The following is a 13985-nucleotide window of genomic DNA, read 5'->3' on the forward strand; positions in this document are numbered from 1 at the left end:
CATGCACGCGCCCGTTCCCCCCAAGATCGGCTCCCGCCAGGTCTTCGCCATCGCGGGTCCGGCGATGGTTGCGAACCTCACCACGCCGCTGATCGGGGTGGTCTCGACTACGGCGATCGGGCGGCTCGACGATGCCGCGCTGCTCGGCGGCGTGGCGATGGCCTCCGTCATCTTCGACTGCCTGTTCTGGCTGTTCGGCTTCCTGCGCATGAGCACGCTCGCCTTCACCGCGCAGGCGCTCGGCGCCGGCGAGACGCGCGAGCTGACCGCGATCCTGATGCGCGGCTTCATCGTCGCGGGCCTGATCGGGGCGGCGCTGATCGCGCTGCAACTGCCGCTGGCGGCCGTGCTGTTCGACCTGATGGGCGGCAGCGAAGGCGTCACGCGCGCCGCCAAGACCTATTTCATGATCCGGATCTGGTCGTCGCCGCTGGCCTTCGCCAACTATGTCATCCTCGGCTGGCTGGTGGGGCAGGCCCGCGCCAATCCGGCGCTGCTGCTTCAGATCGTCATCAATCTCGTCAACATGGCGGCGACGATCCTGCTCGTGCTGGTCTACGACACCGGCATCGCGGGCGCTGCGATCGCCGCGCTGCTCTCGGAGACCATCGGCTTCGCGCTCGGCGTGATCGTCTGCCGCCGCTATGCGGACGGCGGCTTTGGCGTGCCTCGCGCCACCTTGTTCGACCGGGCCAAGCTGATGCGGATGCTGGCGGTGAACTCCGACATCATGATCCGCACCGCGGCGCTGATCGCCGTGTTCCTGTTCTTTACCGCGAAGGGCGCGCGCGCCGGCGATGTCACGCTGGCCGCGAATTCCGTGCTCAACAATTTCCTGCTGGTCAGCGCCTTCTTCCTCGACGGTCTTGCGAACGCGGCCCAGCAGCTCTGCGGCCGCACCTTTGGCGCACGCGATGCAAGGGGTTTTGCGGATTCGACCCGGCTGGTGCTCGCGTGGGGGCTCGGCTTCGCGCTGGTGGTCGCGGTGCTGTTCGCGCTGTTCGGGACGGCGCTGATCAATGTCATGACCGCGAGCGAAGACGTTCGCCGGGCCGCGCGCGACTTCCTGCCCTTCATCGTGCTCGCGCCGGTGCCCGGCGTGTTCGCCTTCGGCTTCGACGGGATCTATATCGGCGCCACCTGGGCCCGCGAGATGCGCAATCTGATGCTGGCCTCGCTGGCGATCTTCCTCATCACCTGGTGGGCGCTGCAATCCCTCGGCAATGCCGGGCTATGGTGCGCGCTGATCGCCTTCTATGTCGCGCGCGGCGGCCTGCAGGGCGCGCGTTATCCGGCGCTGTATGGGGCGACGTTTCCGAAATCGTAGAACAATCGTGGCCCGGATGGAGCGGCTTTCTCTTCTCCCTCGCCCCGCTTGCGGGGAGAGGCGAAGAACGGCGCCTCACATCCCCGGCCAGTCTTCCGCCGTCAGCGTCGCAGCATCCGCGCCGACGATGTCGGAGAGCGAATCCCGGCCCGTGCGCAGCAATGTCGAGGTGAGGTCGCGCTTGATCTCCTCGACGAGGCCGAGGCCCTTGTAGACCAGCGACGAATAGAGCTGGATCAGGCTCGCGCCGGCGCGGATTTTCGTCAGCGCGGCGCCGCCGGAATCGACACCGCCGACGCCGACCAGCGGGAACGCGCCCTCGACGCGCACATAGGTCTCCGCGACCATGCGCGTCGACAGGCGGAACAGCGGCCGGCCGGACAGGCCGCCCTGCTCCTTCGCCCGCATTTCCTCGCGCAGCGTGCTCGGCCGTGCGATCGTCGTATTCGACACGATCATGCCGTCGACCCGGCGCGAGCGCGCGACCTGCACGACGTCGTCGAGCTGAGCAAGGCTCAAATCCGGCGCGATCTTCAGCAGCACCGGCGTGTCGCCGGCCTTCTGGCGCACCCGCTCGCGCGCGTCGATCACCCTTGCGAGGAGGTCGTCGAGCAGCGCGCCTTCCTGCAAGTTGCGCAGGCCCGGCGTGTTCGGCGAGGAGACGTTGATCGTGAAATAGCTCGCGACCGGCGCAAAGGCCTCGATCAGCTTGACGTAGTCCCCAACGCGGTCCGGCGAATCCTTGTTGGCGCCGACATTGACGCCGACGATGCCGCCGTGCTGCGCGCGCGCGGCGAGCCTGCGCAGCGCGACATCCGCGCCATCATTGTTGAAGCCCATGCGGTTGATGACGGCCTCGTCGCGCTCGAGCCGGAACAGCCGCGGCCGCGGATTGCCGCTTTGCGGCTTGGGCGTCACCGAGCCGATCTCGACGAAGCCGAAGCCGAGGCGCAGCAGCGCATCCGGCACCTCCGCGCTCTTGTCGAAGCCCGCGGCCATGCCGATCGGGTTGGGAAAGTTAAGCCCGAAGGCGCGCACCGCGAGCTTGGGATCGTCAGCGCGCGGCTTGACCGGCGGCAGGAAGCGCAGGCCCTGGATCGCCAGGCGATGCGCATCCTCCGGATCGAGCCAGCGCAGCACCGGCAGCGAAAGAGCATCGAAGGCGCGAATCACGGGGCAAGCTCCGGCATGTCGTGGCCGCCGTCCGAGCGCATGTTGAGGTTCACCACCGAGATGACCGCGCCGAAATCGAGCTCGCCATAGAGATGCGGAAACAGCTCGTCATTGCGCGAGCGCTCCCAGCGCAATTCGCTGCCGAGCGCATCGCCGTCGACCTCGACCAGGAACAGCGCGCGCTGCCCGAAATAATGCTTGCGCAAGGTCTCGGGAACCTGGGCGGCCGTCGAGAAATGGATGAAGCCGTCGCGCGCGTCGTCCGCGCTGCCGCGGTACACGCCCTGCCGTTCCGCCTCGCGCCAGGCCGAGGCCGGACAGATTTTGTAGATCTTGTTGACCACCTGATGTGGAGCCCTGTTTGCTCTTTGAGTCAGCTCGTTGAGTCTCTTGGGGTTTTTCGTCTCTTGCGGGTCTCAAAACCCGGCGCGACCGTAAAGGCGGCCCCTTCCGAACTCAAGACTTAGAGCCTATTCCATTCCGATGAAATCGGAATGGGCTCTAAATTCTTGTTTTGACGCGTATTCTTGACGCGAACCGGTATCCGCTTCGCTTGAAAGCGCGTCCGCCGTCGCCTCTTGCGCGAAAATCGGAAAACCGGTTGATTTGAGGACAGTTTTCCTGAGTTGCGACGGGCTGGACCTTCCATGGTCAGACAGGCCAAAGCGCAGAGGATACTGACTCACGACCAGATCTGGGTCGCGCTGGATCGGCTGGCGGCGCGCGCCGGGCTGTCTCCGTCCGGCCTCGCCAAGCGGGCAGGGCTCGACCCCACCACTTTCAACCGGTCCAAGCGCGTCACCTCGGACGGCCGCGAGCGCTGGCCCTCGACCGAATCGATCGCAAAAGCGCTGGCAGCGGCCGGCGCCTCAATCGATGTCTTTGCCGGGTTGATCAGCGACGAGACCGGCAACAGCCGCTCGGTGCCGCTGCTCGGGCTCGCACAGGCGGGCGCGAGCGGCGCTTTCGACGAGACCGGCCTTCCGTCCGGCAAGGGCTGGACCGAGCTCGCGCTTCCCACCGCCGAGGACAGCCAGACGTTTGCGCTGGAGATTGCCGGCGATGCGCTTGCCCCGACCTATCGCAACGGCGACGTCATCCTGGTCTCACCCGGCACGCCGATCCGCAAGGGGGATCGTGTCGTGGTGACGACCAAGGCGGGCGAGGTGACGGTCGCAACGTTGAAGCGCCGCACGGCCAAGGCGCTGGACTTGCTGCCGCTCGATGCCTCGCAGGCCGAGCGCACGATCGCGGCGGGTGAGCTCGCGTGGGTCGCAAGGATCGTGTGGGCGAGCCAATAAATTCAACGCGCGACGGCCATTGCGACTCACCGCGCCTCTCGCCTAGGTTGCGCGCGCATCGCCGATCTAATTCATCTTGGGGGAATATGATGAATCGCCGTCACGCATTGAAGGCCCTCGCGGGTCTTGCGCTTTGTCCGGTCTGCAAGCCGGCCTTCGCCGCCGAAGGCGTGCATTGGAGCTATGAAGGCGCCGGAGCTCCTGCCAAATGGGGCGATCTCGACGCGGCCAACAAGGCCTGCGCGGTCGGCCTGCAACAATCGCCGATCGACATCGAGGCGACGATCAAGTCGCAATTGCCGACGTTGAAGCTGAATTGGGGCAAGAGCGCCGACACCATCGTCAACAACGGGCACACGATCCAGCTCAACTTCGCCGAAGGCAGCACGCTCACGCTCGGCGACGTCAAATACAAGCTGCTCCAGGTCCACTTCCACCGGCCGAGCGAGCACATGATCGGCGGCAAGAATTTTCCGATGGAGGCGCATTTCGTCCATCGCAACGATGCCGGCGGGCTCGCCGTGGTCGGCGTGCTGATGGCCGAGGGCAAGCCGAACCCGGCCTTCGGCAAGATCGTCAAGACCATGCCCGCGGCGGAAGGCCCCGCGGTGAAAGCCGACGCGAGCATCGACCCCCTCGCCATGCTGCCAACGAGGCTCAGCTACTTCCGCTATCCCGGCTCGCTGACGACGCCGCCCTGCTCGGAAGTGGTCGAATGGCTGCTGCTGACCACCCCGATCCAGGTCTCGGCCGCCGACGTCGCCGCCTTCGCAAAGCTCTATCCGATGAACGCGCGGCCGGTGCAGAAGGACAACCGGCGTTACGTGCTACGCTCGACCTGAGGCGCAGCCTCGGCGCCTCGGACGTTCTGTCTGATGTCCACGACGACCTCGTAGTTGGCGGCCGTTGCATCAAAGGCCGTCAGCATGGCCTGCGCCTCAGGATCGACGACGGCCTTGTCGGGATCGGGCCCCGTGAAGGCGCGGATGCTGTCGAGGCCCTGCCACAGCGTCAGCGCCAGCACTTCGGTGCCCCCCTCCACCTCGCGGCGCAACAGCGAGGCGCCGGAAAAGCCGTCGATGGCCTCAAGGTGCGGCACCACCCGGGTTGCAAAGTGATGCTGATAGAGGGCGGCCTTGTCGCGCGTGGCCGCCGCACGCCAGACGCGAGCGATCATCCTTCTCTCCGAAGCATGCAAGGCCGAGTCTCGGGGAACACCCCCGGCGCCGTATTGGCTGAAATTGCGGCAACGCTCCCATCCCGATTCTGCCTCTCGTCCAGGACCGCGCGTCGCGTCATGATGTGCGAGAGACGGAGCACACGGACCGACGATGGCGCGCCGGCACACTGGCAACCACACGAGCTATTGGCACAGCCGGCGGATTCCCGGCATGAGCCTGCTGCGCGCCGATTTCCGTCACCACGACTACGGTTCGCACACCCATGATGCCTATGTGATCGCGGTAACGGAGTCCGGGGGCGCCGAAATCCGCAACCGCAATGTCGTGCGAACGGTCGGCGCCGCCACGCTGTTCGTTTCCAATCCGGACGAGCGGCAGTCGGCCCGGATGGGCGATAGCGGACGATGGCGCTATCGCGCCTTCTATCTCGCCCAGCCTGCAATCGGCGACCTCGCGCGGCGCTTCGGCACGGACCCCCTGCCCCACCTCCGGGAGAGCATGCTCGACGACGGCGATCTGATCGGGCGCTTCGACCGGTTGCACCGGGTGCTGGAAACGGAACAGGACGACCTCTTGGCCGACGAGCTGGTCGCCGATGCCTTCGGCCGTCTGTTCGAGCGCTATGGTGACGGACGCCGCAGCAAGATCCCTGCCGGCCGCGACGCCGTCGTGTCGCGGTTGATCGCCCTGATGCGGGAGCGCCATGCCGAAAATCTGAGCCTGGACCAGCTTGCCGGCCTCGCAGGCCTCACCAGTTTCCAGCTGATCGGGCTGTTCAAGCGCACGGTTGGCCTCACCCCGCACGCCTATCTCGTCCAAATCAGGCTCAACGCGGCCTGCCATTTCTTGAGGCGTGGCCATTCGCTGGCCGACAGCGCGCTGGCGGCGGGATTCTGCGACCAGGCCGCGCTCAACAAGCATTTCAGGCGCTGCTACGGCATCACGCCCCTGCAGTTTGCGCAGGCCGCGCGGGCGGGCTGACGCGGCAATTTCAGCCAATACTGCCGGGGAACGCGCGCCCTACTGCGATGCTGCGGAGGTTCTGCGCGGCGGGCGCCGTGCCGATTCTTGGCCTGACCGAGAAAGCGAAATGACCACACCAGCGAAACCGAGACTCCCCGCATTCGATCCGGAGGACGTCAGCGAGAGCAATTTCACCGGCTATCCGCAGTTGCACCGGGCCGCCAACCAGATGCGCTACAACCGCCGGCTCGGCGAGCATGCGGGGCTGAAGAATTTTGGCGTCAACCTGACCCGGATCATTCCGGGCGGGCAATCCTCGTTCCGTCACGCGCATTCGCGCCAGGACGAGTTCGTCTTCGTGATCGAGGGCGAAGTGGTGCTCGAGACCGATGCCGGCGCGCAGGTGCTGACGACGGGAATGTGCGCCGGCTTCCCCGCCGGCAGCGGCGATGCGCACCGCTTCGTCAATCGCACCACGCGCGACGTCAGGCTGCTCGTGATCGGCGATCGCACGCCGGACGACATGATCAGCTATCCCGACGTCGACATGCAGGCCGTGCTCGGGCCGGATGGCGTCTACAAGTTCGCGACCAAGGCGGGCGAGCCGCTTTAGGGCCGCGCCTCGCTACCTGCCTCACGCGCTCCGCGCCAGCGCGCCGTCGATCATGTTGACCGCGTTCTGCACACCGTACACCGCAACGAAGGAGCCGAAGCGCGGGCCCTTCTCCTGGCCGAGCAGCACCTGGTAGAGCATGTTGAACCAGTCGAGCGTCACGCCCGGACGGCCGTCCTTGCCCTTCTTGACCTGGTCGAGGAACGGCTCGCGGCGACCGATCTCGTAGACGACGTTCTGGATGTCCTCGGCCGAGGATTCCTGCGGAAGCTGCGACAGCGCATCGCGCAGATCCTGCAGCGCGGCGCGCTCGGTCTCGCTCGGTACGCGAAACTGCTTCGTCGGCGCCACGAAGTCGCGGTAATAGTTGATGGCGTAGCCGACCATCGCATCGAGCCTGGGATGCGTCTTGGGGCTCACGCCGGGACGATAGCGGCCGATGAAGCCCCACAGCGTCTCGGCATTCTCCGCATTCGACGACGACACCAGCGTCAAGAGAAGCTGGAAGGTGACGGGCATGTCGCCCTTCGGCGGATGGCCGTTGTGGATGTGCCAGACCGGATTGCCGAGCTGCTGCTTGCCATCCTGCTTCGCAAAGCCGTCGATGAACTGCTGGTAGTCGTCCACGTTGCGCGGGATGACGTCGAAATACAGCCGCTTGGCCGCCTTCGGCTCGCGATACATGAACAGCGACAGCGATTCCGGCGAGGCGTAGCGCAGCCATTCGTCGATGGTGAGGCCGTTGCCCTTCGACTTCGAGATCTTCTGGCCTTGCTCGTCGAGGAAGAGCTCGTAGTTGAAGCCTTCGGGCGGCGTGGCGCCGAGCGCCCTGGCGATCGCGCCGGAGAGCTTCAGGGAATCGATCAGGTCCTTGCCGGCCATCTCGTAGTCGACACCGAGCGCAACCCAGCGCATCGCCCAGTCGGCCTTCCACTGGCACTTGACGTTGCCGCCGGTGACGGGCGTCTCGACTTCCTGGTTGGTATCCGGATCGACATAGGTCACCGTGCCGGCCGCGACATCGCGGCGGATCATCGGCACCTGGAGCACGATTCCGGTGGTCTTGCTGATGGGCAGGAACGGCGAATAGGTCGCGCGGCGGTCCGGCCCCAGCGTCGGCAGGATGATCGCCATGACCTTGTCGTAGGCGGCGAGCATCTTCAGCAGCGTCGCGTCGAAACGGCCGGACGTATAATAGTCGGTCGAGCTCGCGAACTCGTAGTCGAAGCCGAAATGATCGAGGAAGGCGCGCAGGCGGGCGTTGTTGTGGTGCCCGAACGACGGATATTCGTTGGAGAACGGATCCGGCACGCGCGTCAGCGGCTTGCCGAGATGCGCAGCCAGCATCTCCTTGTTGGGGACGTTGTCCGGCACTTTCCGAAACCCGTCCATGTCGTCGGAGAAGGCGAGCAGGCGCGTCTTGATCTTGTCCTCGGTCAGCACGCGAAAGGCATGGCGCACCATCGAGGTGCGCGCGACCTCGCCGAACGTGCCGATATGCGGCAGGCCCGAGGGGCCGTAGCCGGTCTCGAACAGCACCTCGTCCTTCGGGCTTTTCTTCAGCCGCGCGACAATGGCCTTCGCCTGCTCGAACGGCCAGGCGTTGGATTGTTCGGCGAGCGCACGCAGGTCGCTCGGATTCGCGGCAAGATCGATAACGGACATCAGGGGCCTCCGGGCCGCGGAAAATAGCGATTTCCCGGCAGAATGCAAAAATGGTCTTGATCGTCATTCCGGGGCGATGCGCAGCATCGAACCCGGAATCTCGAGATTCCGGGTTCGCGCTTCGCGCGCCCCGGAATGACGATCGATGGTTAGAACGGGCTCACCGAAAAATACCGCAGCCACAGGTCGGTGTAGCGGCCTTTTTCCCAGACGCGGAACAGGGCCCAGTTCAGGGCCTGGCGCAGCACGTCGTTGCCCTTGCGCACGGCGATGCCGATGCCTTCACCGAAGAAGCGGCTCTCAACGAAGGGACCGCCGGAGAAGGCGCAGCAATCGCCCGAATCCGTGCCGTTGATCCAGAAGGCGAGCGAGATGGCGTCGCCGAAAATGAAGTCGACCTCGCCCTTGCGGAGCGCGGCGCGCATCGCGTCGTCGTTGGGATAGGGGTGCAGCTCGGCGTCGGTGAACATCGCCTTGAGATAGGCTTCATGCGCGGAGCCGCCGATCACGCCCACCTTCTTGCCCTCGAGATATTCCGGGCGGATTTCCGGCATCACCGCATCCTTGCGCGAGGCAAAGCGCGCCGGCACGCGGTAATAGGGATCGGAGAAGTCGACGCGGGCCCGGAGCTGCGGGCTCACCGCCATCGAGGCGATGATGGCATCGCCCCGGTTCGAGGTGAGCGCGTCGACCAGGGTCTCGAAGCGGCGCATTTGCACCGTGCAGGTGACCTTGATCTCCTCGCAGAGCGCGCGGGCGAGATCGACGTTGAAGCCGGCCGGATTGCCGTCGGCGCCGGTGTAGTTGAACGGCGGATAGTCGGTCTCGGTCAAAAAGCGGATCACGGTCAGGCGCGACAGGTCCGGCCGCTCCGGCCGCCGCCGCGGGTCCCAGAAGCCCGGCACGGCCTGCGGGGCCGCCTGGGGCGCGACCTGCGGGGTGACCTGGGGCGCCGCCGGAGGCTGCTTGGCCGGGGCCTGCGCCTGCGCGCCGGGCAGGCCGGCGAACAGGCAGGCGCCGACGGCCAGCCCTGTCAGCAAGCCACGGGCAGATTTGGACGATTTCGCCTGTTGCGATGGAGCCATCGGCCGGAAATGAACGAATTTCGTTGGGATCGGAGGGCCTTATAGACCATCCGCCCGGGAACGCGAGCGCCGATTGCGGTCAGGGTGAAGGTGCGCTCCCTCTCCCGCTTGCGGGAGAGGGTCGGGGAGAGGGTGTCTCCGCGGAGGGACAATCCCCGAGAGGAGAGAGCCCTCACCCGGCGCTCTGCCATAGCCGAGGCTTTGCCTCGGCGTCTTAGAGGACGGCCGCCAAAAGCGGCCTATACCTCTCCCGCAAGCGGGAGAGGTTACACCGAGGACGCGGCCCGACCGATCCACCAAACTACAGATAACGCTTTAGGTCCGCCGCGGCCTCTTCCGGCGTCCGCTTCAGGTTGAACGGCGAGACGAAGCGGCCGTCGCGGTCCATCAGATAGATCAGCGCGGTGTGGTCCATGGTGTAGTCGCCGTCCTTGGTCGCGACCTTCTTGGCGTAGACCCGGTAGGACGTGATCACCTTGGCGATCTCGGCGGGATCGCCGCTGAGGCCCTCGAGATGCGGATCGAAGCTCGACAGATAGTTCTTCATCGTCGCCGGCGTGTCCCGCTCGGGGTCGACCGAGATGAAGATGGCGTTGACCTTGTCGGCGTCCTTGCCCATCGCGCGCAGCACTTCCGAGATCTCGAACAGCGAGGTCGGGCAGACGTCGGGGCAATGGGTGTAGCCGAAGAAGATCAGGGTCGGCTTGCCCTTCAGGCTCTTGTCGGTGACGGCCTTGCCGTTCTGGTCGGTGAGCTGGAACGGGCCGCCGATCGCAGCCGGTTGCGCCACCTTGCCGACCCCGCCCATGGCCCAGAACATGATCAGCAGCCCGACGATCAGGCTTGCGGCGAAGGCGGTCGCGATCACCAGCGGGCGGGTGGCGGAGCTCATGGGCGGAAGACTTCCTGTCGGGGGTCAGAAGCAGGCAATGAAGCCGGTCCTGATCATTTCGAAGAACACCTGGGTGCCATAGTGGAACCACAGCGCCAGCGCGCCGATCACGACCAGGCCGCCGACACCTGTGCCAGCCAACAGCAGCACAGACGGCGTCCGGCCGGCATTGGGCGAATTGTCCTGTAACGGATCGGCCGGGCGCACTGGTTGAGCCATGACAACGATCGGGGCGAAAGCCCCGGTTCCCTAGCTTTGAGATAAGCTTTAGCCCGCCTGCGGGCAAGGCGCCGCTGGCGGGCTAAAGCAAACCCGTCGTGCCGAGGATGTCAGTGCAGGAGCTGGCCCCGGGCGGACTCGAGCTGGTCCGATTGCGGGAGAGACCGGCGGGTCGGTTTGATCGCCGAGGCCTGCGCGTCCATGTAGCAGGGCTTGTACATGGCCTGAAGCTGCTTGCCCCTCAGGAAAAGCATGTGCGGGGTCAGGCCCCCGCGCTGGCTGATCCAGCGCCTCACCTGCGAGGGATACATTGCGTAAAGCATCTGGGTTGCTTCGGAATTGGTGACGGCGCGGCCATTGGCGCCGAAATCCCAGGCGGCATGGAAGCCGAGCGTCGCGCTCGAGGTCACGCAGATGCGGTCGTGCGGGATGGCGCCGAGGACGATGGTGCAGGCGGAGGCGCAGAGGCCGTCGATGATGACGGTTTCGCCGGACTGCCGCAGGTCCTGGTATTTGTCGACGTAGGTTCCGATCCGGCCGCCGCGGTCATCCGCGATGCGAACCACCGCGTGAGAAGCCCCCATGCAAGCGATGAGCACAACCGCCGCCAGCAACCCCGTCAGAAACTTCATTGTCCCCCGCCCCAGTCGAATTCGAATCTGCGTGTCAGGTGGTGATGCACGGCTAGCGTCCGTCGTAACCAAGGTTTTGTCTAGGCAGGCCGGCTGACTCAAAACAAATTCAAATCCAGTGTTGCGTCCGCGCTGCACTTGGCCGGGCTCTATCCCAAAGTGGAACAAGTTAATGATGTCTTACGCGCCACACCCTTGATCTCAGTTAGAACCGCTGGCTTCAATCCGGGCAACTACAGGGGGGAACCTATGGAGGGGGACGCGCATGGCTGAAGAGACAGACGTCATCGTTGTCGGCGCCGGACTATCGGGCCTCGTGGCCGCAACCGAGATCGCGGATGCGGGCAAGCGCGTGATTGTGGTCGACCAGGAAGGCGAGCAGTCGGTCGGTGGCCAGGCGTTCTGGTCGTTCGGCGGACTATTCCTGGTCAATTCGCCCGAGCAGCGCCGGCTCGGTATCAAGGATTCCTTCGATCTCGCGATGCAGGACTGGCTCGGAACCGCCGGCTTCGACCGCGACGAGGATCACTGGCCGCGCAAATGGGCCGAGGCCTATGTGGCCTTCGCGGCCGGCGAGAAGCGCGACTGGCTGCGCGCGATGGGACATCGCATCTTCCCCGTGGTCGGCTGGGCCGAGCGCGGCGGCTATGACGCGATGGGCCACGGCAATTCGGTGCCGCGCTTCCACGTCACCTGGGGAACCGGGCCCGGCATCGTCGAGCCGTTCGAGCGCCGCGCGCGCGAGGCGATGAAGAGCGGCCGCTTGATCTTCAAATTCCGCCACCGCGTCGACGCGTTGTCCATCACCAATGGCACGGTGGACGGCGTCAGCGGCGCCGTTCTCGCGCCCGACAATGTCGAGCGCGGCAAGAGCTCCTCGCGCAATGTCGTCGGGGAGTTTGCACTGAAGGCGCAGGCCGTGATCGTCGCCTCCGGCGGCATCGGCGGCAATCACCAGCTGGTGCGGCAGAACTGGCCCAAGCGGCTCGGCGAGCCGCCAAAATTCATGATCTCGGGCGTGCCCGAACACGTCGACGGCCGCATGATCGGCATCACGGAGCAGGCGGGTGCGCGGCTGATCAACCGCGATCGCATGTGGCACTATGTCGAGGGCATCCAGAACTGGTCACCGATCTGGCCGCGCCACGGCATCCGCATCCTGCCGGGGCCCTCGTCCATGTGGTTCGACGCCACCGGCACGCGTTTGCCGGCGCCGCTGTTCCCCGGCTCCGACACGCTCGGCCAGCTCAAATACATCATGTCGACGGGCCATGATTATTCCTGGTTCATCCTGACCCAGAGCATCATCAAGAAGGAGTTCGCGCTGTCGGGCTCGGAGCAGAACCCTGACCTCACCGGCAAGAGCTGGCGCATGACGCTGCGCCGCGCCACCAACAAGGGCGCGCCGGCGCCGGTGGAAGCATTCAAAAGCCATGGTGTCGACTTCATCGTGCGCGACAAGATCGACGATCTCGTTACGGCGATGAACAAGCTTGCCGGCAGCGACCTCCTCAGGCTCGAGCACATCAAGATGCAGATCGAGGCGCGCGACCGCGAGATCGCCAATCCCTACGTCAAGGACGCGCAGGTGATGAACATCCACAATGCGCGCCGCTATATCGGCGACAAGCTGATCCGCACCGCCTCCCCGCACCGCATCCTCGATCCCGCACACGGACCGCTGATCGCGGTCAAGCTCAACATTCTCACCCGCAAGACGCTCGGCGGCTTCGAGACCGATCTCGACTCGCGCGTGTTCGGCGGCGAAGGCAGTGTCATTCCCGGCCTCTATGCGGTCGGCGAAGCCGCGGGCTTCGGCGGCGGCGGCGTGCACGGCTATCGCTCCCTCGAAGGCACTTTCCTCGGTGGCTGCCTGTTCTCAGGCCGCAATGCGGGCCGTGCGGCGGCGAAGGCGGTAGGCTAGATCGTGCGGCGGTGGATGCATATCGGGGCGCTTCTCGCGGGCTTCGCCACCGCCCCGGCTGCGTCCGCCGACACCATCGACGTCAACGGCGTGATGCGGTCCTACACCGTGCAACTGCCGGCCAAGCGACTTGTCCCGCTGGTGGTCGTGCTGCATGGCAAGACCCAGCGCGGCGCCGACATGGTCGCGCGGACGGCGTGGCCGCAGGTCGCAAAGCGCGAAGGTTTCGCGGTGGTCTTTCCGGATGGGCTCAACCATGCCTGGGCCGATGCGAGGACGAAGGCGGGACCCGCGCTCCGAGGCCCGCCCGAGGGCACCGACGACGTCGCCTTCATCGCCAAGCTCGTCGAGAAACTGGTGACGAACGGCACGGCCGACCCTGGCCGCGTCTATGTCGCCGGCATCTCCAATGGCGGCGCCATGGCGATGACGCTTGCTTGCGCCCGCGCCGATCTGTTTACGGCAGGCGCGAGCGTGATCATGAACCTCACCGACGAAGCCGCGGTCACGTGCCATCCGTCGCGGCCGCTGCCGATGCTGATCATGAACGGCACGGCCGACCCGCTGGTGCCCTACGAGGGCGGACGCGGATCGAGCTATTTTGCCGCGGACGGGTTCTGGTCGACCGAAGAGACGTTTGCCTTCTGGCGCAAGCTCAACGGCTGCGAGACCGATGATGCCAATCTGACTGAAATGCCCGACAGGGCACCCGCGGACCAGTCCACGGTCACGCGGATCTCCTCGCGCTGCCCCAGGGGGCACGACGTCGTGCTCTATCGCGTCAACCATGGCGGCCATCGCATGCCCGGCTTCGCGCCGGATGCCCGCTTCCCCAAGGTCGCAACCAGCCTGCTCGGGCCTCAGAACAGCGACATCGACGGCGCCGAGACGATCTGGACGTTCTTCAGTCAGTTTCCGTAGGGAACGCGTGCAACGCCCACGACGCATGCGCCACGGGCAACGCATGCGTGCCTGGCAACGCATGCGTGCCTGGCAACGCATGCGTGCCT

The 13985-nt window shown here is 65.8% G+C and carries 15 protein-coding genes; 7 read left to right on the forward strand and 8 right to left on the reverse strand.

Annotated features, from left to right (window positions below; genetic code table 11):
* The first annotated feature begins 1 nt into the window (after position 1).
* Positions 2–1327, forward strand: coding sequence for an MATE family efflux transporter (locus AAFG50_RS39735; RefSeq protein WP_028172808.1), 1326 nt, complete (start codon positions 2–4; stop codon positions 1325–1327).
* Between the two features lie 75 nt (positions 1328–1402).
* On the opposite strand, the gene AAFG50_RS39740 is transcribed toward AAFG50_RS39735, so the two are convergent.
* Both AAFG50_RS39740 and AAFG50_RS39745 read right to left on the reverse strand, forming a co-directional pair.
* Positions 1403–2500, reverse strand: coding sequence for a quinone-dependent dihydroorotate dehydrogenase (locus tag AAFG50_RS39740; RefSeq protein ID WP_011083959.1), 1098 nt, complete (start codon positions 2498–2500; stop codon positions 1403–1405).
* Complete coding sequence (locus AAFG50_RS39745) at positions 2497–2844, reverse strand: DUF952 domain-containing protein (protein WP_011083958.1); 348 nt, start codon at positions 2842–2844, stop codon at positions 2497–2499. Before AAFG50_RS39745 ends, AAFG50_RS39740 begins: the two co-directional genes overlap by 4 nt.
* Before the next feature lie 303 nt (positions 2845–3147).
* Between AAFG50_RS39745 and AAFG50_RS39750 the strand changes: the two genes are divergently transcribed.
* Together AAFG50_RS39750 and AAFG50_RS39755 are read left to right on the forward strand one after the other, a co-directional pair.
* Positions 3148–3801: a helix-turn-helix transcriptional regulator gene (locus AAFG50_RS39750; RefSeq protein ID WP_028172807.1), complete on the forward strand. Its 654-nt coding sequence runs from the start codon at positions 3148–3150 to the stop codon at positions 3799–3801.
* Positions 3802–3890: 89 nt separating this feature from the next.
* The gene (locus AAFG50_RS39755; protein WP_028172806.1) at positions 3891–4643 is read left to right on the forward strand and encodes a carbonic anhydrase family protein; all 753 of its coding nucleotides are present in this window, start codon (positions 3891–3893) and stop codon (positions 4641–4643) included.
* On the opposite strand, the gene AAFG50_RS39760 is transcribed toward AAFG50_RS39755, so the two are convergent.
* Positions 4622–4978, reverse strand: a complete 357-nt coding sequence (locus AAFG50_RS39760) for a hypothetical protein (RefSeq protein WP_049832442.1) — start codon at positions 4976–4978, stop codon at positions 4622–4624. The two genes, AAFG50_RS39755 and AAFG50_RS39760, sit on opposite strands and share 22 nt — an antisense overlap.
* Positions 4979–5192: 214 nt before the next feature.
* Between AAFG50_RS39760 and AAFG50_RS39765 the strand changes: the two genes are divergently transcribed.
* Together AAFG50_RS39765 and AAFG50_RS39770 are read left to right on the forward strand one after the other, a co-directional pair.
* Positions 5193–5963 carry an AraC family transcriptional regulator gene (locus AAFG50_RS39765; RefSeq protein WP_168772759.1) on the forward strand — a complete coding sequence of 257 codons (771 nt, stop codon included), beginning with the start codon at positions 5193–5195 and terminating at the stop codon, positions 5961–5963.
* Between the two features lie 109 nt (positions 5964–6072).
* The gene (locus AAFG50_RS39770) at positions 6073–6558 is read left to right on the forward strand and encodes a cupin domain-containing protein (protein WP_049832441.1); all 486 of its coding nucleotides are present in this window, start codon (positions 6073–6075) and stop codon (positions 6556–6558) included.
* Positions 6559–6579: 21 nt separating this feature from the next.
* Here the strand turns inward: AAFG50_RS39770 and AAFG50_RS39775 are convergent, their stop codons facing one another.
* The 5 genes from AAFG50_RS39775 to AAFG50_RS39795 all read right to left on the reverse strand — a co-directional run bounded on the left by AAFG50_RS39775 (position 6580) and on the right by AAFG50_RS39795 (position 11051).
* Complete coding sequence (locus AAFG50_RS39775) at positions 6580–8223, reverse strand: lysine--tRNA ligase (RefSeq protein WP_028172803.1); 1644 nt, start codon at positions 8221–8223, stop codon at positions 6580–6582.
* A gap of 149 nt (positions 8224–8372) precedes the next feature.
* Positions 8373–9308 (reverse strand): transporter substrate-binding domain-containing protein, encoded by a 936-nt coding sequence (locus AAFG50_RS39780; RefSeq protein ID WP_011083951.1) that lies wholly within the window; start codon positions 9306–9308, stop codon positions 8373–8375.
* 301 nt (positions 9309–9609) lie between these two features.
* Entirely contained in the window at positions 9610–10200 is a 591-nt protein-coding gene (locus AAFG50_RS39785) for an SCO family protein (protein ID WP_028172802.1), read from the reverse strand.
* A gap of 24 nt (positions 10201–10224) precedes the next feature.
* Positions 10225–10419: a hypothetical protein gene (locus AAFG50_RS39790; RefSeq protein ID WP_028172801.1), complete on the reverse strand. Its 195-nt coding sequence runs from the start codon at positions 10417–10419 to the stop codon at positions 10225–10227.
* Positions 10420–10529: 110 nt separating this feature from the next.
* A complete protein-coding gene (locus tag AAFG50_RS39795; RefSeq protein ID WP_028172800.1) occupies positions 10530–11051 on the reverse strand; it encodes a hypothetical protein in 522 nt (173 codons plus the stop codon).
* A gap of 265 nt (positions 11052–11316) precedes the next feature.
* On the opposite strand from AAFG50_RS39795, the gene AAFG50_RS39800 reads away from it, so the two are divergent.
* Together AAFG50_RS39800 and AAFG50_RS39805 are read left to right on the forward strand one after the other, a co-directional pair.
* A complete protein-coding gene (locus AAFG50_RS39800) occupies positions 11317–12975 on the forward strand; it encodes an FAD-binding dehydrogenase (RefSeq protein WP_028172799.1) in 1659 nt (552 codons plus the stop codon).
* A 3-nt stretch (positions 12976–12978) separates the two neighbouring features.
* Positions 12979–13896, forward strand: coding sequence for a PHB depolymerase family esterase (locus AAFG50_RS39805; RefSeq protein WP_011083947.1), 918 nt, complete (start codon positions 12979–12981; stop codon positions 13894–13896).
* The last annotated feature ends 89 nt before the right edge of the window (positions 13897–13985 follow it).

It is taken from the genome of Bradyrhizobium sp. B039, from assembly GCF_038965675.1.
Classification (GTDB): domain Bacteria; phylum Pseudomonadota; class Alphaproteobacteria; order Rhizobiales; family Xanthobacteraceae; genus Bradyrhizobium; species Bradyrhizobium diazoefficiens.